This window comes from Vibrio sp. MM46 (assembly GCF_027587135.1).
GTDB classification, from domain to species: Bacteria; Pseudomonadota; Gammaproteobacteria; order Enterobacterales; family Vibrionaceae; genus Vibrio; species Vibrio harveyi.
This window is the reverse complement of sequence record NZ_JAPPTO010000024.1, coordinates 1-24887: the sequence shown is the minus strand read 5'-3', so window position 1 is coordinate 24887 and position 24887 is coordinate 1. Positions and strand designations below refer to the sequence as shown.

The 24887-nt window shown below is 45.5% G+C and carries 21 protein-coding genes; 18 read left to right on the top strand and 3 right to left on the bottom strand.

All coding sequences use genetic code 11. The features are described 5' to 3' along the window. Nucleotides 1-78 precede the first annotated feature (78 nt). Nucleotides 79-2097 carry a bifunctional tRNA (5-methylaminomethyl-2-thiouridine)(34)-methyltransferase MnmD/FAD-dependent 5-carboxymethylaminomethyl-2-thiouridine(34) oxidoreductase MnmC gene (gene mnmC, locus OH459_RS21970; protein ID WP_269988727.1) on the bottom strand — a complete coding sequence of 673 codons (2019 nt, stop codon included), beginning with the start codon at nt 2095-2097 and terminating at the stop codon, nt 79-81. 128 nt (nt 2098-2225) lie between these two features. Between mnmC and fabB the strand changes: the two genes are divergently transcribed. The 10 genes from fabB to purF all read left to right on the top strand — a co-directional run bounded on the left by fabB (nt 2226) and on the right by purF (nt 17042). Further along, nucleotides 2226-3437: a beta-ketoacyl-ACP synthase I gene (fabB, locus tag OH459_RS21965; RefSeq protein WP_005448024.1), complete on the top strand. Its 1212-nt coding sequence runs from the start codon at nt 2226-2228 to the stop codon at nt 3435-3437. 328 nt (nt 3438-3765) lie between these two features. Then, on the top strand, nt 3766-4899 hold the full coding sequence (locus OH459_RS21960) for a 4-phosphoerythronate dehydrogenase (RefSeq protein ID WP_269988725.1): 1134 nt from the start codon (nt 3766-3768) through the stop codon (nt 4897-4899). Then, nucleotides 4896-5909: an aspartate-semialdehyde dehydrogenase gene (locus OH459_RS21955; protein ID WP_005448028.1), complete on the top strand. Its 1014-nt coding sequence runs from the start codon at nt 4896-4898 to the stop codon at nt 5907-5909. Before OH459_RS21960 ends, OH459_RS21955 begins: the two co-directional genes overlap by 4 nt. Before the next feature lie 199 nt (nt 5910-6108). After that, nucleotides 6109-11013, top strand: a complete 4905-nt coding sequence (locus OH459_RS21950) for a FimV/HubP family polar landmark protein (RefSeq protein ID WP_269988721.1) — start codon at nt 6109-6111, stop codon at nt 11011-11013. 87 nt (nt 11014-11100) lie between these two features. Beyond that, a complete protein-coding gene (gene truA, locus OH459_RS21945; protein ID WP_005452100.1) occupies nt 11101-11895 on the top strand; it encodes a tRNA pseudouridine(38-40) synthase TruA in 795 nt (264 codons plus the stop codon). Nucleotides 11896-12091: 196 nt separating this feature from the next. After that, a complete protein-coding gene (gene accD, locus OH459_RS21940) occupies nt 12092-13018 on the top strand; it encodes an acetyl-CoA carboxylase, carboxyltransferase subunit beta (protein ID WP_005452095.1) in 927 nt (308 codons plus the stop codon). Between the two features lie 46 nt (nt 13019-13064). Further along, nucleotides 13065-14327: a bifunctional tetrahydrofolate synthase/dihydrofolate synthase gene (folC, locus tag OH459_RS21935; RefSeq protein ID WP_269988719.1), complete on the top strand. Its 1263-nt coding sequence runs from the start codon at nt 13065-13067 to the stop codon at nt 14325-14327. Nucleotides 14328-14341: 14 nt separating this feature from the next. After that, on the top strand, nt 14342-14938 hold the full coding sequence (locus OH459_RS21930) for an SPOR domain-containing protein (protein WP_049536866.1): 597 nt from the start codon (nt 14342-14344) through the stop codon (nt 14936-14938). Nucleotides 14939-14999: 61 nt separating this feature from the next. Then, nucleotides 15000-15491 carry a CvpA family protein gene (locus OH459_RS21925; RefSeq protein ID WP_005432921.1) on the top strand — a complete coding sequence of 164 codons (492 nt, stop codon included), beginning with the start codon at nt 15000-15002 and terminating at the stop codon, nt 15489-15491. A gap of 36 nt (nt 15492-15527) precedes the next feature. Then, nucleotides 15528-17042, top strand: a complete 1515-nt coding sequence (gene purF, locus OH459_RS21920; RefSeq protein WP_009698549.1) for an amidophosphoribosyltransferase — start codon at nt 15528-15530, stop codon at nt 17040-17042. A 75-nt stretch (nt 17043-17117) separates the two neighbouring features. Here purF and OH459_RS21915 read toward each other — a convergent pair whose 3' ends face one another. Next, a complete protein-coding gene (locus OH459_RS21915) occupies nt 17118-17993 on the bottom strand; it encodes a LysR family transcriptional regulator (RefSeq protein ID WP_005452091.1) in 876 nt (291 codons plus the stop codon). A gap of 284 nt (nt 17994-18277) precedes the next feature. On the opposite strand from OH459_RS21915, the gene OH459_RS21910 reads away from it, so the two are divergent. The 7 genes from OH459_RS21910 to recR all read left to right on the top strand — a co-directional run bounded on the left by OH459_RS21910 (nt 18278) and on the right by recR (nt 24100). Then, nucleotides 18278-19384 carry a response regulator gene (locus OH459_RS21910; protein ID WP_005452090.1) on the top strand — a complete coding sequence of 369 codons (1107 nt, stop codon included), beginning with the start codon at nt 18278-18280 and terminating at the stop codon, nt 19382-19384. Nucleotides 19385-19611: 227 nt separating this feature from the next. Beyond that, a complete protein-coding gene (locus OH459_RS21905; protein ID WP_005452089.1) occupies nt 19612-19743 on the top strand; it encodes a hypothetical protein in 132 nt (43 codons plus the stop codon). Between the two features lie 15 nt (nt 19744-19758). Then, nucleotides 19759-20163 (top strand): YbaN family protein, encoded by a 405-nt coding sequence (locus OH459_RS21900; RefSeq protein ID WP_005452088.1) that lies wholly within the window; start codon nt 19759-19761, stop codon nt 20161-20163. Nucleotides 20164-20329: 166 nt separating this feature from the next. Further along, the gene (gene apt / locus OH459_RS21895) at nt 20330-20875 is read left to right on the top strand and encodes an adenine phosphoribosyltransferase (RefSeq protein WP_005452085.1); all 546 of its coding nucleotides are present in this window, start codon (nt 20330-20332) and stop codon (nt 20873-20875) included. A gap of 8 nt (nt 20876-20883) precedes the next feature. Further along, nucleotides 20884-23058: a DNA polymerase III subunit gamma/tau gene (gene dnaX, locus OH459_RS21890; protein ID WP_269988716.1), complete on the top strand. Its 2175-nt coding sequence runs from the start codon at nt 20884-20886 to the stop codon at nt 23056-23058. Between the two features lie 82 nt (nt 23059-23140). Beyond that, nucleotides 23141-23470: a YbaB/EbfC family nucleoid-associated protein gene (locus OH459_RS21885; protein WP_005432961.1), complete on the top strand. Its 330-nt coding sequence runs from the start codon at nt 23141-23143 to the stop codon at nt 23468-23470. 30 nt (nt 23471-23500) lie between these two features. Beyond that, nucleotides 23501-24100 carry a recombination mediator RecR gene (gene recR, locus OH459_RS21880; protein ID WP_017817816.1) on the top strand — a complete coding sequence of 200 codons (600 nt, stop codon included), beginning with the start codon at nt 23501-23503 and terminating at the stop codon, nt 24098-24100. Nucleotides 24101-24154: 54 nt separating this feature from the next. Here recR and OH459_RS21875 read toward each other — a convergent pair whose 3' ends face one another. Beyond that, entirely contained in the window at nt 24155-24517 is a 363-nt protein-coding gene (locus OH459_RS21875; RefSeq protein WP_147270063.1) for a hypothetical protein, read from the bottom strand. 183 nt (nt 24518-24700) lie between these two features. Here OH459_RS21875 and OH459_RS21870 point away from each other — a divergent pair. Continuing rightward, the coding region (locus OH459_RS21870; protein WP_269988711.1) for a hypothetical protein at nt 24701-24887 on the top strand (187 nt) is incomplete at its 3' end.

The following is a 24887-nucleotide window of genomic DNA, read 5'->3' as shown; positions in this document are numbered from 1 at the left end:
GAGATCCCCAACTGCATTCGTTCGTCTTTAACAGGAATAGCAACAGACTTTTGCTTTCAGCGAAATACTAAAAGCAAATTACACCTCAGTAATTGCCTTCCCTTTACGTAGCTTTCTTACCCACATACGGCTAGGGTGCAGCTCAGTCAGGACATCAACAGGCAGTGGTAACGGATCGCCACAGATTTGTGATGCCAACACTTCTGCCATTAGAGGTGCTGAGCTCAAACCACGAGAGCCTAAACCTAGGAAACAGAATAGGTTAGGGAACTGGTGAATCGCGTCAACGTCTTGCTCTTGTTGATTTTGCAGATCCGCATATTGCGTTTTGATGGTTTCAAAGTCGCCTACGTTCCCTACAAACGGAAGGTGGTCACGGCTAACACAGCGAATACCTTGGCGTGACAAGTTACCAGAGGTATCCACCTCTTTCGTCCAAGTTTGGTTCGGCAGGCACTTCACCAATTTCTCAGCGTTGTCTTTTTGCGCATCCTCGTCAAACTCGTAATCGAGGTGGCTGCGGTCGTAGCTTGCACCGATGCACAAGTGCTGATTATTCGGGTTAACAGGTGTCATGTAACCGTCGTAACACAGTACCGTTTTCAGCTTGGACAAAGTTTCTGTCGCTGGTGCGTGGCTAACTTGACCTTTTACCTGACCCATTGGTAAATCAGCGGTTTGGCTTAGTGTTTGGAACTCACTGCCATTAGCAACCACTACAGTTGAATGTTCAAAGCTTTGACCGTTCGCTTTCAATATCCAAACCTTGCGCGATTCGTCCCAAGCGAGCGACTCGACTTGATGCTCGAACTTCGCTTCAAAAAGTTCTGTTTTATCCAATTGAGCTATCAAGCCTCGGGTGAGTTCAGCAGGGCATAACCAACCGCCAAGAGGATAGTGAACCGATGCCATATCAATCGGCAAGCCTATCTTCTCTGCGGTCTCTTCAGCAGATAGTTTATGAATTAACTCTGGTGTGAAATTGCCAGCAAGCATTTTCTCTAATTTATCTGCAGACTTGTCATCCCACATCAGCTGAGTAATGCCGCACCAATCGTGATCAAATTGGATATCTTGCGCTGCTTGGTCAACAAACTGACGGGCAAACAAAAAGCCCGGAGCGAATACACGAGAAACGCCTTTGTGTGGACCATTTAATAATGGGTACACTGCGCCTTGGCGGTTGCCTGATGCGCCTTCTGCAGGTTGAGCTTCTTTGCAGTAAAGCGTGATATTTTGACCGCGACGAATCAGCGTTTTAGCCAAAGCCGCGCTAGCGATACCGCCACCAATAATCGCGATGGAATTATGATTGGTCGAGGCCGTGCGGTTAAACCAAGGTAGGTGGTTTGAATGCGCTTCACGCTGCTCCATCGAACCTGCAATCATTTCACGTTTGGTGCCGAAGCCTTTGACTTTTTTCATTGCAAAGCCCGCTTCGTTTAAGCCGCGACGCACAAAGCCCGCTGCCGTAAAGGTTGCGACCGTACAATCCTGTTTCGCCAATTTTGCCATACCGTTGAATAGGTTTTGGTTCCACATTTCTGGGTTTTTGCTCGGTGCAAAACCATCTAAGAACCAAGCATCAATCAAGCCTTGCTCTTCATAAGGAACAAGCGGCATGCAGTCTTTGATATCGCCAAACCAAAGATCGAGTGTGATAGCGCCGTCTTCTAAAACAATGCGATGACACTCAGGCACTGCTGCTGGATAGTGCTGTTGCAGTTTTTCGGCAAACTCTGCCAATTCTGGCCATGATTGATGCGCTTTTTCTAAATCAGCTTTGCTTAGTGGGTACTTCTCAAAGCTAACAAAATGCAATTCTTTTAGGGTTGCCTCTGGATATTCGCGACGAAATTCGGTAAACCATTGCCACACGGCTAAGAAGTTCAACCCTGTGCCAAATCCGGTTTCACCAATAACAAAACGTCTTTGGTCAAATTCCTGCCATCTTTCTGGTAGATGATTTTGTTTGAGGAACACGTAACGCGTCTCTTCGAGACCGTTTACGTTGGAGAAATAAACATCATCAAATTGGTCAGAAACCGGTGTACCAGCTTCGTTCCAACCAAGTTCTGCGTTTTTAATCGAAGTCATAATGGTGCAAATATGTGATTTGGCGCGGTTAGAATTCGGCGATTGTACGAATTTCTGGGAAAGCTGACCACTTTTGTTGACTATCTTAGTTATTATCTAGCGGATTTTTGAATTATAGGAATGTCATAATGAAACGAGTCGTAATCACCGGTATGGGTATTGTTTCAAGTATCGGTAACAACGTCGAAGAAGTTCTAGCGTCTCTTAAAGCGGGCAAATCTGGCATCACTGCGTCTGAGCAGTTTAAAGAAAACGGTCTGCGTTCGCAGGTATGGGGTGATCTGAAAATCAACCCAGCAGAATTTATTGACCGTAAGCAGATGCGCTTTATGGGTGATGCGGCTGCTTATGCATACCTATCAATGCAGCAGGCAATTGAAGACGCTGGTCTATCTGAAGAACAAGTTTCAAACGATCGTACAGGTATCGTTGCTGGTTCTGGTGGTGCTTCTGCATTAAACCAAACAGTAGCAACTGACACGATGCGTGCAAAAGGCGTAAAACGCGTAGGTCCATACATGGTTCCACGTACTATGTCTTCAACAGTATCAGCGTGTCTTGCAACACCATTTAAGATTCGTGGCGTGAACTACTCAATGAGCTCAGCTTGTGCAACGTCTGCACACTGTATCGGTCACGCGATGGAGCTTATCCAACTTGGTAAACAAGACATCGTTTTTGCAGGTGGTGGTGAAGAGCTAGATTGGTCTCAAACTATGATGTTTGATGCGATGGGCGCACTATCAACTAAATACAACGAAACACCAGACAAAGCATCTCGTACTTACGATGCAGACCGTGACGGTTTCGTAATCTCTGGTGGCGGCGGCATGCTAGTTATCGAAGAACTAGAGCACGCTCTAGCTCGTGGCGCGAAAATCTACGGTGAGATCGTAGGTTACGGTGCGACTTCTGATGGCTACGACATGGTAGCACCATCAGGTGAAGGCGCCGTTCGTTGTATGAAGATGGCAATGCAAGATGTTGATGCTATCGACTACATCAATACCCACGGCACTTCTACTCCAGTAGGTGACGTGAAAGAGCTAGGCGCTATCCAAGAACTATTCGGTGATAACAGCCCAGCAATCTCTGCGACAAAAGCAATGACAGGTCACGCACTAGGTGCAGCTGGCGTTCACGAAGCGATTTACTCAACGCTAATGCTAGACAACAACTTCATTGCCCCAAGTGTGAACATCTCTAACTTGGATGAAGCAGCACAAGGTCTAGACATCGTAACGGAAGCTCGTGAAGCTGAGTTAACGACGGTTATGTCAAACAGCTTTGGTTTTGGTGGTACAAACGCGACATTGGTAATCAAAAAGTACCAAGCGTAAGCGACTCAAAGCTAACTGAATTTGTTGGTCGGAATGTCACTATGATTTTCTCAAATGGCGTCAACGGACCGACAAACCAGTTTCCAGAGCTTGATCAGTCAAACTGATCGAACAGACGCAGACTCTATCCCAAGGAGAGCGGGATAGGATCCTTTTGTTCTGGAACTTTGCCCGGCTAATTTAGCCGGGCTTTTTCTTTTCTGAAACCTGTTTAGGAAAGTCACTTGGGTATAGTTGTTGAGATTTTTCAAGAAAAGGGCACAATCGCTTTAGCTTCGCATCTTGCGAATAAACGAACTCATACAAATGGATGTTAAACGCTGGCGCTATGAAAATTATTGTTGATGAAAATATGCCGTACGCTGAAGAGCTATTCAGCCAACTCGGTGAAGTGATTCTAAAACCTGGTCGTACACTAACCGCCGATGATTTAGTCGATGTCGACGCGCTAATGATTCGCTCAGTTACCAAAGTAAACGCAGAACTGATCAGCAAAGCAAACAAGCTGAAGTTCGTTGGTACAGCAACCGCAGGTATGGATCATGTTGATCAAGCGCTATTGCAAGAGAAAGGTATTTTCTTCACCGCAGCACCTGGTTGTAACAAAGTTGGTGTTGCCGAGTACGCGTTCAGCGTCATGATGGTGCTAGCACAACAACAAGGCTTCTCAGTTTTCGATAAAACCGTTGGTATTATTGGCGCGGGTCAAGTCGGTAGCTACCTTGAAAAATGTTTGAAAGGCATGGGCATAAACGTGCTCATCAATGATCCATTTAAACAAGAAGAGGGTGATTCTCGCAGCTTCACTCCGCTAGCCGAGCTGATCGAACGTTCTGACATCATTACGCTGCATACGCCTATCACTAAAGATGGTCCACATCCAACGCATCACCTGATTGATGAGGCAGTGCTAGATGGTCTTCGTAGCGATCAAATTCTTATCAATGCCGCGCGCGGTCCGGTCGTTGACAACCAAGCGCTAAAGCAACGTTTACTGAAAAACGACGGCTTTACAGCGGCACTCGATGTGTTTGAGTTTGAACCAGAGGTTGATATGGAGCTTCTGCCTCTGCTAGCATTCGCAACCCCTCACGTTGCAGGCTATGGTCTGGAAGGGAAAGCTCGCGGTACAACAATGATTTTCAATAGCTACTGTGAGTTCTTAAATAACGAATTACGTGCGCATGCCAGCGATTTACTGCCAACCGCGCCTGTTCCTACTATGGTATTGGACAGAGCATGGGATGAAGCAACGCTGCACAACATCACGCAGTTAATCTATGATGTGCGTAAAGATGACGCTCTTTTCCGCCGCGAAATCAGTAAGCCAGGCTCTTTTGACCTGATGCGTAAAAACTACTGGGATCGCCGCGAGTACAGCGCTGTCACGCTAATGGGTAACGAAACATGCAATCTTGCACCATTAGCAGAACTAGGTTTTCAGGTTGAGGTAAGTCAATGAGCCAGCAATACAATGTTGCCGTATTAGGTGCGACCGGTGCGGTCGGTGAAACAATTTTGGAAGTGCTTCAAGAGCGCAAATTCCCGGTAGGTGAAATCTTCCTACTTGCGAGTGAGCGTAGTGAAGGCAAGACTTACCGCTTCAATGGTAAAACGGTACGTGTTCAAAACGTAGAAGAATTCGATTGGTCTCAAGCGCACATCGCACTGTTCTCTGCTGGTGGCGAACTGTCAGCAAAATGGGCACCAATTGCCGCTGATGAAGGTGTTATCGTTATCGATAACACGTCGAACTTCCGTTACGAATATGACATTCCTTTGGTTGTGCCAGAAGTAAACCCAGAAGCGATTGCAGAATTTCGTAACCGCAATATCATTGCAAACCCGAACTGTTCAACCATCCAAATGCTGGTGGCACTAAAACCAATTCATGATGCAGTGGGCATTGAACGTATTAACGTTTCAACTTACCAATCTGTATCGGGTGCAGGTAAAGCAGGTATTGATGAGCTAGCAGGTCAAACAGCGAAGCTGCTAAATGGTCTACCTGCTGACAAGAAGCAATTCTCTCAACAGATCGCGTTTAACTGTATTCCACAAATCGACCAGATGATGGAAAACGGCTACACCAAAGAAGAAATGAAAATGGTGTGGGAAACGCAAAAGATCTTTAACGACCCATCAATCACAGTAAACCCAACTTGTGTACGCGTACCTGTATTCTATGGTCACGCAGAAGCGGTTCATATTGAGACTCGCTCACCAATCGATGCACAAGAAGTGATTAACTTACTTGAGCAAACAGATGGTATTGAAGTATTCCACGGTGAAGACTTCCCAACACAAGTTCGTGATGCGGGCGGCAAAGACCATGTAATGGTTGGTCGTATTCGTAACGATATTAGCCATCACAGTGGCGTGAACCTATGGGTTGTTGCCGATAATGTTCGTAAAGGCGCAGCAACCAACGCAGTTCAAATTGCAGAAGTTCTGATTCGCGATTACTACTAAGTCGACCACGTTAAGAACCTTAAAGCCTCGCACTATGCGAGGCTTTTTTGTTCGAATAGCGTAAAATTGTGTGAGATTAGTACGAATATGGTGAGAGCCACACATTTTTTACCCTCAAAGCTATAGTTTTGAGGGCTATATCCGATATATTTAACCGATCACTATTTCAAATTGTTACTAGCACCAAACTGAGCCTTCTATGCGTCAAAATTATAAGCGTTTGTTAGCAGCCCTTGTGCTGATGAGCGCGACTCAGACATCGTCATTGGTTCAAGCCGAAGGTATTCGTCTTGTAGGACCCTCTGGTGAAGTGCAAGCGTCTCCGAGCTTTGCTGAGGAGATTGAACGAGCGTTGCCCGCTCCACCTAAAAATGACCAACCGTCGCGCTTCTTTGGCCCGACAGGTCAAAATGAGACTTTATGGTCGATCGCTTCTCAATTGCGACTTTCTCGAAATGTTTCCGTACAACAAACGCTGCTCGCCATCTATAGAATCAACCCTCAAGCGTTTGATAAACAGAATATCCACGAATTGATTCCTGGAAGTCGATTACGTGTCCCTTCTCTGGAGCAAGTGCAAAGCGCAACAACTGCGCAAGCTGTTGCCATTATGAAAGCGCATGAAGCTCGACTCACTCAGCCAAAAGCAACGCCTACTCAACCTGTAAAACCGAAAGTTGAGCCGCCAAAACCAGTGGTTGAAACCGCAAAGCCAGATCCAAAACCAGAGGCTGCGAAACCAGAAGCTCCGAAACCAGAGCTGGTAAAAGTGGTAAAACCTGAGACGCCAGTGCCTGCAGTGACCACCTCACCAGAAGGCGAGAAGCAAGTCAGTGCGCTGAAAGACAAGCTGCAAGGCTCGCAAAGTGAATTGGAGTCTTTGGAAGAGAAGAATCATCGCCTGCGTTTGATGCTTTCTGAAGTACAAAGCGAAGTTGAAACGCTGAAAACATCGTTGAATGACGAAGAGCGTATTCGCTCAGAAGTTGAAAAATTGTTAGCTGAAGAGCGTCAGCGTGTTGCCGAGCAACAGCGTATGCAGCCAAGTACGATGGATAAAATTCTATCGAATGGCTGGCTTGTTGGTCTTGCTGCGTTGATTCCGGGTGCGTTAATCGCCTTGTTAGTCGTGATGATGCTTGGTCGTCGCTCGAAAGCGAAAGAGGAAGAAGCGGCTGCGCAAGAGCAGCAAAGTACAGATCCTCTTGCTGCGCCAATTGGTTTAGCAGCTGCAGATGAATTAGACGAAGAGCTGAGCCTTGATGACGACTTGTTCGGAGATGATGACGAAGCTGAAAACCTATTCGAACAAGAAGAACAGCAAACTGAAGAAGAGGATGTCTTCGGGAACCTTGATGATGACGAGCTTGACTTCAATCTTGAAGGTGATGATGGCGAGGACCCATTTGCTGGCATCGGTGACGATGGCGATTTAGACGTTGGCTTTGATGAATTTGATTCCTCTAGCAATGGCATCAAGGTTAATGGCGAAGAAAAAGCCCTGGGTCTTGAAGAAATGGAGCGCGCCTTGGATGAGGTGGCACCTGAACTTGAAGTGCTAGATGACGATGATGCTGGCTTCGATCTTTCTGACGAAGATGGTTCTGATGCGATGTCTGATGATGCTTTTGCTGAATTACTCGCAGCTGATGAACCGGCAGAAGAGCTGCAAACAGATGGCGTAGACCAAGCAATGTTGGACGACTTGTTTGCTGACCTAGATGGTGATGATCTCAATCTGGACGTTGAAGAAGATAAGCCAGCTGTAACTGAGAACGCATTTTCAGCTGGTGAAGCAACGGACGATGACATCGATAAACTGCTAGCACAATACGAGCAACCAACATCAAGCGAATCAGATGATGATGTATTTGATGAACTTGAGGCGCTTTCCGGTCTAACAGAAAACGACTCAAGTGAAGATGACGCATCGGCGCTTCTTGATGAGTTGATCGGCGAAGATGATGGTGAGTCCCTTAACGAGCTTGACCCTCTTGAAGAGCTAGAGGATATCGCAGGCTTGAGCGAAGAGCCTGCGATCGACGAAGACAGTACCGATTTACTCGACGAATTGATTGGCTTTGATGATGAGGACTCATCCGACGATGACTTTGATCCGCTTGATGAGCTAGAAAAGCTATCAGGTTTCGAGAATGACGATGCTCTGGCAGACATTGATGAAAATAGCGTTGATTTGTTGGACGAGCTGTTAGATGACGATAACGAAGAATCGCACAGCGAACCGAACAGTGAAATTGACCCATTTGATGATCTAATTCGTGAAGATGACGAACCAGAGAACATTCAAGATGATGAAGACCTGCTTGCCTCGCTTGGTTTTGATGATTTAGAGCCTGTAGAAGAAGCGTTAACTTCGACTCCTCAACCTACTGCTGGCGTCGAATCAACATTAGATTTAGAAGATGAAAAAGCGGCACTTGGATTAGATTCCGGTTTGGATATAGATGCGCTGCTTAGTGACAACCAACCAGAGGCTGAAAGTCAGCCTCAGACTGAGCCTCTCAGCACAGAAGCTGAAGCCGAGCAGTCTGAATCCGATGTTAATTTCAACAGCAATGATTTCTTTGGTGACCTAGAAGATGCTTCACCAAAGCATGACCCGTTAATGACGGAGCTGGATGATCTCTTCGATACCGACAGCGAAGCTCTAAAACCTGCAGAGCAAGAAGGTGCGGACTTTGCTGCAGAGCTTGACGCATTGATTGGCGGTGAAACGGAATTCGCGGATGAGGCGGAGCTTGAATCCGAGCCAGAAACATCAGTTGAAGAACCAGCGGTGGAAGAAGAATCTGTTGAGCAGCTTGATACAGCGGAGCTTCCATCAGACGACGTGCCACAAGTGAACCAAGCTGAAAGTGAATCTATTGCAACTTCTGATATTGAAGAAGAGCCTGCTTTCACTCCGACGCCGAACACAGTTGAAAATGAATTTGGTATTCCTCAAGAGGAAGATTGGCTAGTTGATGATATTGAGCCAGAGGGCAAAACAGAGCAAGAGCCAGTTGCAGCTAACTCAACTGCATCTAATATCGATGAAGAAGAGTTCAACCTAGACGATTTAGAACTTCCTGAATTCAGCGAAGAAGATGCGCTAGCGTCAATGGCAGAAGAGCCAGCGTTAGCGGAATCGGAAATGGCTGAACCTGAAGCGCCAGTTGCGGACGCAGAAGAAGAGTTCAACCTCGACGACTTAGAGCTTCCTGAATTCAGCGAAGAAGATGCGCTAGCGTCAATGGCAGAGGAGCCAGCGCTAACAGAATCGGAAACAGCCGATGTTGAAGCGCCAGTTGCGGACGCGGAAGAAGAGTTCAACTTTGATGAATTAGAGCTTCCTGAGTTCAGCGAAGAAGATGCGCTAGCATCAATGGCAGAAGAGCCTGCGCTAACAGAATCGGAAATGGCTGAGCCTGAAGCACCAGTTGCGGACGCAGAAGAAGAGTTCAACCTCGACGACTTAGAACTTCCTGAATTCAGCGAAGAAGATGCGCTAGCGTCAATGGCAGAAGAGCCAGCGCTAACAGAATCGGAAACAGCCGATCTTGAAGCGCCAGTTGCGGACGCAGAAGAAGAGTTCAACTTTGATGAATTAGAGCTTCCTGAGTTCAGCGAAGAAGATGCGCTAGCGTCAATGGCAGAAGAGCCAGCGCTAACAGAATCGGAAACAGCCGATGTTGAAGCACCAGTTGCGGAAGCAGAAGAAGAGTTCAACTTTGATGAATTAGAGCTTCCTGAGTTCAGTGAAGAAGATGCGTTAGCGTCAATGGCAGAGGAGCCAGCGCTAACAGAATCGGAAACAACCGATCTTGAAGCGCCAGTTGCGGAAGCAGAAGAAGAGTTTAACTTCGACGACTTAGAGCTTCCTGAATTCAGCGAAGAAGATGCGCTAGCGTCAATGGCAGAAGAGCCAGCGCTAACAGAATCGGAAATGGCTGAGCCTGAAGCACCAGTTGCGGACGCAGAAGAAGAGTTCAACTTTGATGAATTAGAGCTTCCTGAATTCAGCGAAGAAGATGCGTTAGCGTCAATGGCAGAGGAGCCAGCGCTAACAGAATCGGAAACAGCCGATCTTGAAGCGTCAGTTGCGGAAGCAGAAGAAGAGTTCAACTTCGACGACTTAGAGCTTCCTGAATTCAGCGAAGAAGATGCGCTAGCGTCAATGGCAGAGGAGCCAGCGCTAACAGAATCGGAAACAGCCGATCTTGAAGCGCCAGTTGCGGAAGCAGAAGAAGAGTTCAACTTCGACGACTTAGAGCTTCCTGAATTCAGCGAAGAAGATGCGCTAGCATCAATGGCAGAAGAACCATCAACTGCTGAATCTGACACTATTAGTCCAGAAGCATCGAATGAGCGCTTAGAAACGCCTCAGCCAGTGTTGCAAGCTGATAATGACCACGATGCTTTGTTCGAAGTCTTTGCGCAACCAGAAGCTTTCAGTGCCGATGTGGAGCCAGAAGCGAACAATGCCTTTGAGTCAGAGTTAAATGACTTCGAAGAATCAGCGATGGCGAACCTGTTATCGGAAAATGCTGAATCTGAGGTCTTTGATGGCAAGCTAGATAGTGACACGATTGCAAGCGCTGGTATGGACTTCGAGACTATGCTGGATGTTGGTGATGACTGGGACGGCTTTAAACTGTCGCCAGAAAGTACTTCATCAGCAACAGAGGTACCAGAAGATCAGCGTGAAGTATGGAGTTCGTCTGACGCGTTAGCACAGCCAGAAATCGCGCAAGAAAACTGGGGTGAGCAAGAAGACTTAACGGACTTTGATCCTAAGAAGAATCAATTCATGACGATTGATGAATTGATGGCGCAAGTGGATAAAGACGGTGGCGAGTTTGAAGAGCAAGATCTCAAACTCGATGTGGGTCTGAACGAATTTCCTGACGTGATTGGTGATATTGGCGATGTCGATGTAGATACCAATGCAGAAGCTGCAGGTAAGCTGGATCTCGCAAAAATCTACCTTGAGATGAACGATCCTCAAGGCGCGATTAAGTTGCTAGAAGAAGCGATTGTCTACGGAGAAGATGATATTCGCCGAGAGGCTAAAAACCTCATCGATACGATTAACGGTAGGTAACAAAAAGGGCAGCAAACGCTGCCCTTTTTGTATCTGGAAGGACTTACGTATATACTTCCCGCCCCATTTTAGAGTTCGAAGGTTAAAATGAGAATCGCATTAGGTATCGAATACAACGGTACAAACTACTTTGGCTGGCAACGTCAAAGAGAAGTGAAAAGCGTCCAAGAAGAGCTAGAAAAAGCATTGTCTGTGGTAGCTAATCACCCTGTTGAAGTTCAGTGTGCAGGTCGTACAGACGCTGGTGTGCATGGCACTGGTCAGGTTGTTCACTTTGACACCAACGTGAGTCGTAAAATGGTGGCTTGGACTATGGGTGCAAATGCAAACATGCCAAGTGATATCGCTGTCCGCTGGGCAGTGGAAGTGAACGATGACTTTCATGCTCGATTCTCTGCAACTGCGCGTCGTTATCGCTACATCATCTTCAATCATGCACTGCGTCCAGGTATTTTGAATTCTGGGGTGAGCCACTACCATGGTGAACTCGACGAGAAGAAAATGCATGAAGCAGGGCAGTATCTATTGGGTGAGAACGACTTTAGCTCATTCCGTGCTGCGCATTGCCAATCATTGAGCCCATTCCGTAACTTGATGCACCTTAACGTAACTCGTCATGGTGACTACATCGTGATTGATATCAAAGCCAATGCATTTGTTCATCATATGGTGCGAAACATCACCGGTAGCTTGATCAAAGTGGGTCGTGGTGAAGAAAAACCAGAATGGATAAAATGGCTACTAGAAGCGAAAGACCGCAAATTAGCAGGCGCGACCGCCAAAGCTGAAGGCTTATATTTGGTGGATGTGGACTACCCAGAAGAGTTTGGATTGCCACGAGTGCCGATCGGTCCGTTGTTTTTGCCAGATAATTTGAACTAAATTTGCGATTTTGTTTCAAAATATCGGTACTTTAGGCTGGATACGTGCTGAAACTGTGCGTTATTAATGATATCAAAAATAGGTACAACCAGTTTTTTATCTACAGTCGCGGCAAGATATGTTTTAATCCATCCGCAATATTCCCGAATTTATATCTTTCGCAATGAAGCGGAAGAGTTGAGAGAAAAGGTCTTCCATGAGTTGGCTTGAAAAGATTTTAGAGAAAAGCAACCTAGTAAGTTCACGTAAAGCTTCTATTCCTGAAGGCGTGTGGACCAAATGTACTTCTTGTGAGCAGGTTTTATACCACGCTGAGCTTGAGCGTAACCTAGAAGTTTGTCCTAAGTGTAACCATCACATGCGTATGAAAGCGCGCCGTCGTCTAGAAACATTCCTAGATGAAGGTAACCGTGTGGAACTTGGTACTGAGCTTGAGCCGCAAGATAAACTGAAGTTTAAAGATTCTAAACGCTACAAAGAGCGTATCTCTGCTGCACAAAAGAGCAGTGGTGAGAAAGATGCACTGATCGTAATGCAAGGTGAATTGTTGGGCATGCCACTAGTGGCGTGTGCTTTTGAGTTCTCTTTCATGGGCGGTTCAATGGGTTCTGTTGTTGGTGCGCGCTTTGTAAAAGCAGTAGAAGCAGCAATTGAAAACAACTGTGCACTTGTTTGTTTCTCAGCAAGTGGTGGTGCGCGTATGCAGGAGGCGTTGATGTCTCTAATGCAAATGGCGAAAACCAGTGCGGCACTTGAGCGTCTTTCTGAGAAAGGCTTGCCATTCATCTCTGTACTGACTGACCCAACAATGGGCGGTGTATCAGCAAGTTTGGCAATGCTAGGTGACATCAATATTGGTGAACCTAAAGCACTTATCGGCTTTGCTGGTCGCCGTGTAATTGAACAGACAGTACGTGAAGATCTTCCTGAAGGCTTCCAACGTAGCGAGTTCCTTCTTGAGCATGGTGCGATCGATATGATCGTTGACCGTCGTGAAATGCGTCAGCGTGTGGGTGGTCTAGTAGCTAAGCTAACTAACCACAAGTCTCCTATGGTGGTTTCGGTTAACGAATCTCCAAATGAAGAGCCATATTCTGTACCAGAAGCGGACGAAAAAGGGTAAAGTATCAACTAACATAAAAACCAAAGAAATTAATGGTTAAAGTTAGATGACCCAAAACTCTATTCCTCAAGCCACATCTCCTCTAACGATGTGGCTTGATTATTTAACAAATCTCCACACTTCAGCGATTGACCTTGGCTTAGACCGCGTTCAAGCGGTAGCGCAAAAGGCTAACCTTACCAAACCAGCTCCTACTGTGATTACTGTTGCCGGCACCAATGGCAAGGGCTCAACATGTGCGTTGATGGAAGCCATTCTATTAGATGCCGGTTACTCTGTCGGTGTTTACAGTTCACCACACCTGATTCGCTACAATGAGCGAGTACGTATCAATGGCGTCGATGCAGAAGATAGCAAACACTGTGAGGCGTTCGATTACATCGAAAAACAGCGTGGCGAGATAAGCCTAAGTTTGTTTGAATTTGGTACGTTAGCGGCGCTTCGTATTTTCCAAGTTGAGAAAGTGGATGTGGTCCTGTTAGAAGTTGGTCTAGGTGGACGCTTAGACGCGACTAATGTGGTTGACCATGACGTGTCTGTGATCACTAGCTTGGCTATCGACCATGTTGATTGGCTGGGCGATGACATCAATGTGATTGGCTTCGAGAAAGCCGGTATTTACCGTGCGGGCAAGCCTGCAATTTGTGGTCAGCCAACACCGCCAGCGACGGTTGCTGCCCATGCTGATGATATTCAAGCTGAGTTTTTCCAAGTCGGTATTCAATTTGATTACCAGGTAACTGAGAAAGGTTGGAAGTGGAGCAGTGGCGCATTTGATTTAGAAGAGCTGCCATTGCCATCTCTACCGTTACCGAATGCAGCAACAGCGTTAATGGCTCTCGGCGCGTCAGAATTGCAAATCACTGACATTAATATCGTTAATGGCTTGAATAATGCTCGCTTGGCTGGCCGAATGCAGGTTTTGCAAACGGGTCCGGAAATCGTCCTTGATGTTGCACACAACCCTCATTCAGCTGAATACTTGGTTGAGAAGGTGAAACGTCAATACGCGGATAAGAACATCCACGTTGTGGTTGCTATGCTGCACGATAAAGACATCAAAGCAACAATCGAAGCATTAACTCCAATTGCAACGCAATGGTATCCAGCATCGCTGACAGGTCCACGAGCAGCGACAGCAGATGAACTGTGCCAATACTTACCTCAAGGTCAAGTTGAGTTCCAAGCTCCAGTAGAGGCGTTTGAGAGCGCGAAGACTCACGCAGCTCACGACGATGTCATTTTGGTGGTTGGTTCCTTCCATACTGTGGGCGAGGTGTTGGAGCATTGGCAATCAAATAATGAGTAATCAAAGGTAATTTGATGGCAAGTAAATTCCAAAGTCGTTTAGTCGGCACCATCATTCTAGTAGCGGTGGGGGTCATTGTGCTCCCTGACGTCCTAGATGGTAAGAAACTGCACTACAAAGAAGAGTTTGCCAGCATTCCTATCAAACCAGAACTTGATAGCGATGTGGAAAACTTTGAAATCTTGGAACCTGAAGAAGACAACGTTTCGTTACCAGAATCTCCGGTAACTGCGACGGTGGATGAATCTGAAGTGTCTCCAGCTGACGTTTCTGTACCAAAAACAGAGCCTGCCACTCAACCTGAACACGCGAACAAGCAGCCTGAAAAGGTAGAGGTCGCTGTTCGTCCGGTTGAAGAAAAAAATCAATATGAGGATTCGGCTTGGATCATTCAATTGATGGCACTGAAAAATCATGAGAATGCAGTTGCATTAGTAGAGGATTTACAGAAGCGCGGGTATCAAGCTCATGTAAAAAAAGAGAATACCTTTACTCGAGTAATTGTTGGTCCTGATGTATCAAAAAGTAAACTTGAACGACAGGTCAAGGAATTACAAAAAATTACAGGCTCAAAAGGTCAATTGCTTAAATTTAAGCCATTAAATCCATAAGAAAACGTTTGCGTCAGCATTTTTTCTGTTAAAATGCGCGCCAACTTAAGATGAAGAAAACATGAATTGGTTAGATTTTGTCATTTTAGGTGTGATCGGATTTTCAGCTCTGATCAGTTTAGTTCGCGGTTTTGCTAAAGAAGCTTTGTCTTTGGTGATTTGGTTCGGAGCATTTTTTATCTCCAGTAACTACTACGCCAAATTGGCGGTGTACTTCACCAACATCGAAGATGAAATGTTTCGAAACGGAGCCGCAATTGCGGCGTTATTCGTCGCAACCCTAGTGGTTGGTGCAGTGGTGAATTACGTCATTGGTCAACTGGTACAAAAAACAGGGCTATCAGGAACCGATCGAATTCTCGGTGTGGTGTTTGGTGGTTTACGCGGAGTACTGATTGTTTCTGCGGTGCTGTTTTTTATGGATGCGTTTACTGCATTCCCAAGCTCGGATTGGTGGAAAGAGTCACAGTTGGTCCCTGAGTTCAGCCGTATCATCGCCCCATTCTTCGAGCATTTAAAAGCAACATCAAGTTTTCTGTCTGGCACTATCTAGTAGTGCCAGCTACTGTCGCAAATCGAGGATTAGGACATGTGTGGTATTGTTGGAATCGTGGGCACAACGCCTGTAAACCAGTCTATTTATGACGCGTTAACGGTGTTACAGCATCGTGGCCAAGATGCCGCTGGTATTTGTACCATAGAAAGCAATCGTTTTCGTCTGCGCAAGGCGAACGGTTTAGTGAAGGATGTGTTCGAAGCAAGACACATGCAACGCTTGCAAGGTGAGGTGGGTATTGGTCATGTTCGTTACCCTACTGCAGGTAGCTCAAGCGCCTCAGAAGCTCAACCTTTCTACGTAAACTCTCCTTTCGGTATTACACTTGCCCACAACGGTAACCTGACAAACGCTCATGAAGTTCGTCAGAAACTGTTTGAAAAAGACCGCCGCCATATCAACACCACTTCAGACTCAGAAGTGCTTCTTAATGTACTGGCTCATGAAATCGACACCGTTAAAGGTAACGTAACTTCTGAAGACGTGTTCCGCGCGGTGACTAATGTGCATCGCACTATTCGCGGTGCATACGCAGTAACAGCGATGATCATTGGTCACGGTATGATTGCATTTCGTGACCCTCACGGCATTCGTCCTCTTTGTCTTGGCAAGCGAGAAGTAAACGGCAGAACCGAGTATATGGTGGCGTCAGAATCTGTCGCATTGGATGCTGTTGGCTTCGATTTTGTTCGCGACGTTGCGCCTGGTGAGGCAATTTACGCGACATTCGATGGTGAGCTATACACTAAGCAGTGTGCTGACAACCCTAAGCTGAACCCATGTATTTTTGAGTTCGTTTACTTTGCTCGTCCAGATTCATTCATCGATAAGATTTCAGTGTACAGTGCTCGTGTTGAAATGGGTAAGAAGCTCGGTGAGCGTATCAGCGAAGACTACGCAGATTTAGACATCGACGTGGTTATTCCTATTCCAGAAACATCTTGCGATATCGCACTGCAAATTGCTCAAGCGATTGATAAGCCATACCGCCAAGGTTTTGTGAAAAACCGTTACGTAGGTCGTACCTTTATCATGCCGGGACAACAGCAACGTAAGAAGTCGGTACGTCGCAAGCTCAATGCGATCCGCTCTGAGTTCAAGGGCAAAAATGTTCTGCTAGTCGATGACTCTATCGTACGTGGTACGACTTCAGAGCAGATCATTGAGATGGCTCGTGATTCCGGTGCGAACAAAGTGTTTATGGTTTCTGCCGCGCCAGAAGTTCGTTTCCCGAATGTTTACGGTATCGACATGCCAAGTGCGACAGAACTGATTGCTCATGGACGCGATAACGAGACCATCTGCAAGCAAATCGGTGCGGATGCTCTGATTTATCAACGTCTCGATGATTTAGTCGAGGCAGTTGGTCTTGGTAACCAAGACATCACTACGTTTGATACATCCGTATTTAACGGTGAGTACGTGACGGGTGATATTGACCAGCAATATCTGGATTTCCTTGATGGTCTGCGCAACGATGATGCGAAAACACAGCGCGAAATCCAGCAAGACCTAGCAAACTTAGAGTTGCACAACGAAGGCGCTTAAATCGCACTTCTCAAGAGATAAAAAAACCAGAGCTTCGGCTCTGGTTTTTGTTTTCTATCGGCTTATGTTTTTAGCTTAGTGAATGTTGTAAGCAATTACGAAGTCGATGAATAAGCGTACCTTTTCAGGTAAGTGGTCTTTGTGGTTGTAGAGCATGTAGATGTCACGCGGGTTTGCGCTCCAATCTGGTAGTACGCGCACAAGATCGCCGCTTTCGATGTACTCTTTGATCATCACGTCAGGCATCAAAGTAATACCTAAACCTTCTGAACAAGAGCTACGAACCACGTTAAGTGCGTTTGCTTGAAAACGACCGCGCTCTACGTTCACCACAGACTCTCCTTTGCTGTTAATCAGTGTCCACTTGATAAGCGGTGAGCCTTTTAGCAAAGAGTGGTTAGAAAGCTCCTCAGCGTGATTTGGAGCTGGGTTCGCCGTTAAGTAGTCAGGGCTTGCAACCAAAATATCTTTTACTTCACCAATTTTGCGTGCAATCAGACTTGAATCACGTTGCGGACCGACACGGAAGATCACGTCCCATTCGGTCGGATCAAGTTGATCCGCATTGCTTTCCGTCGTCAACTCAATGTTGATATCTGGGTACTGCTTCATGAACGAATTGAACATTGGCATCATCATGCGCTTCGTCAGATTGTACGGCGCAGAAATTTTGATTTTGCCCGATGCACCGCGGCAGTCATCCGTAATTTCCTCAGCTGTCGAGGTTAGGCGTTGCAGCAGAGGTGAGCATTCATGGTAAAAGCGTTCTCCAGCTTCAGTGAGAGAAAGCTTACGCGCATGACGGTTCAGCAATCGAAGATTGACAGAGTCTTCTAGCGCTTGAATGCGTCGGGTGATGGTTGCCACCGGAATCATGGTTTTTCGCGAAGTTGCGGTATAGCTCCCATTTTCGACAACCAATCGAAACAGGTTTAGATCATCTAATTTCATATTTCCAGACACATTAAATTACCGTTTATGGCTAATTTATAATTAACTTTGTGATCAAAGTTTGCTTTAAGTCAACATGTTGCACCATTTGAACACAGCAGGACGCTCTTAGTAAATACTGATAAACCATGGAATATTTGTATAAACGTCAATTTAAGGCTACGGTTTATAACAAGGTGAAAGGGCCTGACGTCTTGCTGCACAACGTTTTGTAAGATGTGAATACAACAAAAATAATAACGTATAAATTTGTTTTTTGACTGAGCTTTGTGAGGTGCAAAGGTATGTTTAAGACTCACGGTCAAACGGCAATGGTCTCGGCGCAGGAAGTGGTCAATCACAAGCTCATCATGTTGGTGGACGATGACCCCATATTTCGTAGAGTAACTAGTGCCTATTTAGAAAGTCAGGGTTACAAGGTAGTAGAAGCTGAAAACGGTTTAGAAGCACTGCAGCAATTGCGTGAGTGCGAGCCTGACCTTGTCTTATGCGACTTATCCATGCCCGTTTTAGACGGAATCGAGTTTGTGGAGGAAGTAAGCCTAGAATATCCATCGATGCCATTGATCGTGGTGTCAGGTACAGACGAAATGTCTGACGTGGCAAAAGCGCTTCGATTTGGTATCAAAGACTTCCTACCAAAACCTATTGGAAATTATCACCATCTCTCTCAAGCGATTGACAATACGCTGGAAGATTCGGACTGCCACTTTGCTGAACAACGAGATTTTTCGAGCCAGTGGTTCCGAGTTGATGATGGTGGAGAGATGCCAGATGACCAAGAGCTTCATTGGCATCTTGAGTATCTACAGCAAAACCCGAATGCAGCGCGTGATTTGTTGCACGCTCTATTGCCTGAGAAAGACACCTCTCAGGGAGATTGGAAGTGCTCGTACCGATTACTGCAATCGACAGACGTGATGCCATTGGTGTTTGACTACCGATGGTTAATGAACGGGCAATTTGCTTTCTACCTTGTGGATTCGGCTTCACTGCAGCAAGACGGCGTAGCAACCACATTACTGGTGAGAGCTCTGTTTGATGATTATCTACGCAACTTAAAAAGCTTTAGTGCCGATCTTAAAGACATGGTTGAGATCATTGAAAAGGGCATACAATGTTCAGAGTGTGCAGGTGCAGTAAATGCAGTGTTCGGCGTGGCTGATTTAGCATCATCGTCAGTCTCTATATTGCCGGCAGGTCTGGACAGCCAGTGGTCTGATGGACATGTTAATCAACACATCGCGGCCGGCAATCGTCTTGGTGATGGTAGTATGAAGAATTTTATTACCCGCGAACTTCCAATTACCACAGGTGGACAGCTTTCAATTGGCTGCTTAGGGACCTCAAGCTTTAGCCTAAACATTGTACGATTGAATCGTTTAATGTAATGAATTTAGAAATTCACGAGCAGCACTCATGTGCTGCTTTTTTTATTGTTTAAAATCCTATATCTTATTAATAATCATTCTCACAATAGCCTTACTTTTTGTTGGTGTTTAGCGTTTGCTGTTTAAGGTATAGTCAGCGCTTAAAACAATAATGACCCATTTGCGTAACGATAATTTAACGATATGTAATTGGGAGAAAGCTAAGTCAACAAGTGAGAAGAAGCATCATGGCAGACAAAGATTTTAAAGAGCCTTATAATATTTTTTACTTTTTAGGTTTCATTGCAGTTCTTTTGATCCCAACTTTACCTGCAACGCTAACCTGGATTCGCGTACTGAACGGTTACGCAGGTTTTTAATTAAACGATTGTTTTTTGGAGTCCACCATTCGTATTAAGCGTTACTTTTTCAATATTGCTGGTGGACTCTGCATGATACTTGGCATTGCTGGTATCGTCCTTCCATTACTTCCAACCACACCTTTTATTCTATTAGCCAGCGCCTGTTTTATGCGTGGTAGTCCTGCTTTTCATCGTTGGCTGCATGAGCATAAAACGTTCGGACCTATGTTAGAAAACTGGCACAAACACCGAGCGGTTACACGAAAAGTGAAGCAGCGTGGTGCTGTATTTATCGTGCTCAGTTTTACCGTATCTATTCTGGTTGCTCCCATTGTCTGGGTAAAAATTGCGCTTTTAGTGATGCTAATCGTTTTACTGAGCTGGTTTATGCGTCTACCTGTGACTGAGCTGGTTGCTGACCGAGAAGAAAATCACTAAGATTGTAGAGAATAGTGTGCCCGCTCTTCGAGTGGGCGTTTGTATTTTCAGCGCCTGTAACTTTTAAAATAATGAGTACGTCGCGCTGAAAACCTATTGTTTATTGCCCTCATATATACTGCGATAAGAACAGAGGGTGATGAGCCAATCTAAGTAAATCGGTATTATGACTACAGAAACAATTTCGCTGATCAAATCTAGCATCAAAAGCATCCAAGATTACCCAAAACCAGGCATTCTTTTCCGCGACGTAACTAGCCTACTGGAAGACGCAAAAGCGTACCAAGCAACGATTAACCTATTAGTTGAACGTTACAAAGACATGGGCTTCACGAAAGTGGTCGGCACAGAAGCTCGTGGTTTCCTATTTGGTGCGCCTCTAGCACTTGAACTGGGTGTGGGTTTTGTCCCTGTGCGTAAGCCAGGCAAACTACCTCGTCCTACTGTGGCTCAATCTTATGAGCTTGAGTACGGTGTGGATACGCTAGAGATTCATACTGATGCAATCGTAGAAGGCGATAAAGTATTGGTTGTTGACGATCTGCTAGCGACTGGCGGTACAATCGAAGCAACAACAAAACTGATCCGTCAGCTTGGCGGTGAATTAGAGCACGCTGCGTTCGTTATTAACCTACCAGAAATTGGTGGTGATAAGCGCCTAGAAGGTCTAGGTCTTAACGTATACAGCATTTGCGAGTTTGAAGGACACTAATACATTCAATGAGTTATTTAGCTTTAGCGCGAAAATGGCGTCCTAACAAGTTTGATCAAGTGGTTGGACAAAGTCATGTCTTAACTGCTCTGGAAAACGCGTTAGCGCAAAATCGCTTACACCATGCGTACCTATTCAGTGGCACGCGAGGCGTTGGTAAAACGTCAATTGGCCGCCTGTTCGCTAAGGGCTTGAACTGCGAAACAGGGATCACTGCTAACCCTTGTGGGAAATGTGATACTTGTCGTGAGATTGATGAGGGTCGCTTTGTAGACTTACTTGAAATCGACGCAGCTTCTCGTACTAAAGTTGAAGATACTCGTGAACTGTTAGACAACGTTCAATACAAACCCGCGCGCGGACGTTTTAAAGTGTACCTCATCGATGAGGTACACATGCTTTCGCGTCACTCTTTCAACGCGCTGTTAAAGACATTGGAAGAGCCGCCAGAGTATGTGAAGTTCTTGTTGGCAACGACAGATCCACAGAAACTGCCAGTGACGATTTTGTCACGTTGTTTGCAGTTCCATCTTAAGCCAATCAGTGTTGATGATATCCATCAGCAACTTGACCATATTCTGGAAAAAGAGCAAGTCTCTGCAGAAGCAAGAGCTCTTGGCATGATCTCGCACGCTGCAGATGGCAGTATGCGCGATGCACTGAGCTTAACTGACCAAGCTATCGCCCTTGGTAATGGTACGATTCAAACTGACATCGTTAGCCATATGCTGGGTACGATTGATACAGACCAAGCTATCCATTTGCTGGAATCAATCAGTAGTAAGCAACCTCAACAAGCGATGGATAAAATCCAACTACTCGCATCAAATGGTGTAGAGTGGGATGGGTTACTACAGCAATTAGCTTCTCAGCTTCATCGTGTTGCGATGCACCAAGCTCTGCCTTCGACTTTGGACCAATCGCAGCCTGATGCTGAAAAAATTGAATTATTAAGTAAAGCTCTGACACCGCAAGATGTTCAGCTTTACTACCAGATCGCCTTGAAAGGTCGTGAAGACCTGACGCTGTCACCAAATGGTCGCGTCGGCATGGAAATGATTGTATTGCGTATGATGGCATTCCGTCCGTCAGCAAATAACAACGCAAACGTAATTTCTACCTCATCGCAGCCTCAAGTCGCGCCGACTGCGACAGTGAGCCAACCACAAATTGCTCCACAGCAGCAATCACCTCAACTGCAGCCATCGAAGCAACAAACACCTGCAGCACAAGCGCCAATGCAGCAGATGCAAAGCCGCCCAGCGCAATCAGCGCCACAGCATGCAGCTTCTCAACGGATGAGCCAACCAGCGACGCAGAACGAAGCGCCACAGTATCAACCTGAGTATCAGGGTGGATACGATATGGCACCACCGCAATATGACATGGCTCCACCAATGAGTGAGAATCCTGCGCCAACGCAGCACGCTCCTCAACAGTCTCAGCCACAACAAAGTGCGCCTTCTCGCGGTAATTTGAGTGGTTTACGCCATCAATTGCGCTCACAGCGTCAAGGACAACAACAAGCAACGGCTCCGACTGGTGGTCCAAAAAAGCCTAAAGCGGCACCTGCACAAAAAGAATCGGTTATTGACCGTTTAGCGCAATTGCATGGCAATTCTGCGCAGGTGTCGCCTAAATCTACTCCTCAAGCTGAAAATCAAGAGCCAGATGATGAGGCATACCGTTGGCGACCAACAAAACCGGTCGAAAAGAAAGCCAATACGGAACTGACACCGACGCAGCTCAAACAAGCGTTAGAACATGAAAAAACGCCAGAAATGGCGCAAAAGCTGGTGGATGAATCTCTAGAAAGAAGTGAATGGGCGAATCTAATTAGCCAAATGGACACACCTAAATTGGTGGAACAATTGGCTTTGAACTCGCACTTTGATAAAGAAGGTTCAACGGTTTCACTACAATTAAGAGGCAATCAAGCTCACCTCAACACCGATAGAGCGCAGAGCGAGTTATTAAATGCTCTCAATACAGTGCTAGGGGAAGAGTGCCATTTAAGCATTGATGTCGGTGAAAATGGTGAAACCCCGCTAGAGTTAAGAGATAGGCTCTACCAAGAGAAATTACAACAGGCTCTGATCAGTTTAGAAAACGATCCACACGTACAGTTCATCGAACGTCGATTTACAGCAGAGCTTGATAAAGATAGTGTACGCCCTATCTAAAAATTGAACGGAATGGGGTTGAAAACATAAAGTGATAACCCCATTAACAGATGCAACACCTAATTAAACCAGAGAGATAAACATGTTTGGTAAAGGCGGTATGGGCAACCTAATGAAGCAAGCCCAGCAAATGCAAGATCGCATGCAAAAGCTTCAAGAAGAAATCGCGAATATGGAAGTAACTGGCGAGTCTGGTGCTGGTCTAGTTAAAGTTACAATCACTGGCAGTCACAGTGTGCGTCGTGTAGAAATCGATGAAAGTCTGATGGAAGACGACAAAGAGATGCTAGAAGATCTAATCGCTGCAGCATTCAACGATGCAGCACGTCGCGTTGAAGAGACTCAAAAAGAGAAAATGGCTTCTGTAACTGGCGGTATGCAACTACCACCAGGTATGAAAATGCCATTCTAATCTGCTGAATTCTAACTAAGCGGATTTTCAATGCGTACCAGTCATATGCTGGAACAATTGATGGAGGCCTTACGTTGTCTACCTGGGGTAGGTCCCAAGTCGGCGCAACGTATGGCCTTTCATTTGTTACAGCGTGATAGAAAAGGCGGTCTGCAACTAGCAGACGCGCTGAGCCAAGCAATGACAGAAATCGGTCATTGCACCGAGTGTCGTACCTTCACTGAAGAAGAAATTTGTCATATTTGTACTAACCCAAAACGCCAAGAAAACGGTCAAATTTGTGTAGTAGAAAGCCCGGCAGACATCGCTGCAGTAGAAGCGACCGGTCAATACTCAGGTCGATACTTTGTACTTATGGGGCACTTATCACCGCTGGACGGAATTGGTCCAAGTGATATTGGTCTTGATGTTCTTGACTACCGTCTGCGCCGAGGTGATATTTCTGAAGTGATCCTTGCTACCAACCCTACGGTAGAAGGGGAAGCAACAGCACACTACATTGCAGAATTATGTAAAGAACACCAAGTCGACGCCAGCCGCATCGCACATGGTGTACCTGTAGGTGGTGAGCTTGAACTCGTAGATGGGACAACCTTGTCACACTCACTCTTAGGTCGACACAAGATTTAATAAAAAAGCCGCTGAATTCAGCGGCTTTTTTGATCTTGCGGTTTTGAGAAGCAATTAGTCACTCAAAATCTCGACACCGTGCAAGTTCAAGCCTAGGACATTGTGGCAAGCGCGATCAATCAAAAGCATCACTCTCTTGTTTTGTGCTTGAGCGGTTGCAACTGCCGAGAACATATCCATGGCTGTTTCAGCACTATTAGGTTGATAAGTGAATTTTTTTTCAGTGTTAGATACAGCACAAGGAGTTTCTGGAGTTTCATTAACGTGAACCGACATTTTATGCGCTCCATCCCAATACCTAGCTACTTTATCGATGGTGAATGGACCATACCATTTTTGTCCAGCCCCCGCATTTGTTTGAGCTATACCGTTACAAGAAAGTAATGCGCAAAATACGCCTAATAGTATTTTTTTCATATTTCTAGCCATGTTTGTATTTGATTTTATTATCATATTTGCATTATCTATAAAATAAACCAAAATATTAATTTTTTGTATTTTTTTGAGGTGTAAGTCTAAGTTTTTATAAAATCAATTTCATTCATTTTTGGGGTTTATTATATTGCTCGTATTTATGTTTGTTGAGTTGTAGATGTGTTGATGACCAAAAATATATGGTTTTTTGTTTTTTTTATAATGCTAATTGTCATTAGTTTTACCTTATTTTCCTTTCAAAAGGATAAGTCTTCAGATCGTTATGAGAGTAAAAAAACTCTTACTTTTGATAAGAAGATAAAGATAGGTTCAATTGAGAACATAGAAAATCAAAATTCAATAAAGATGTTAA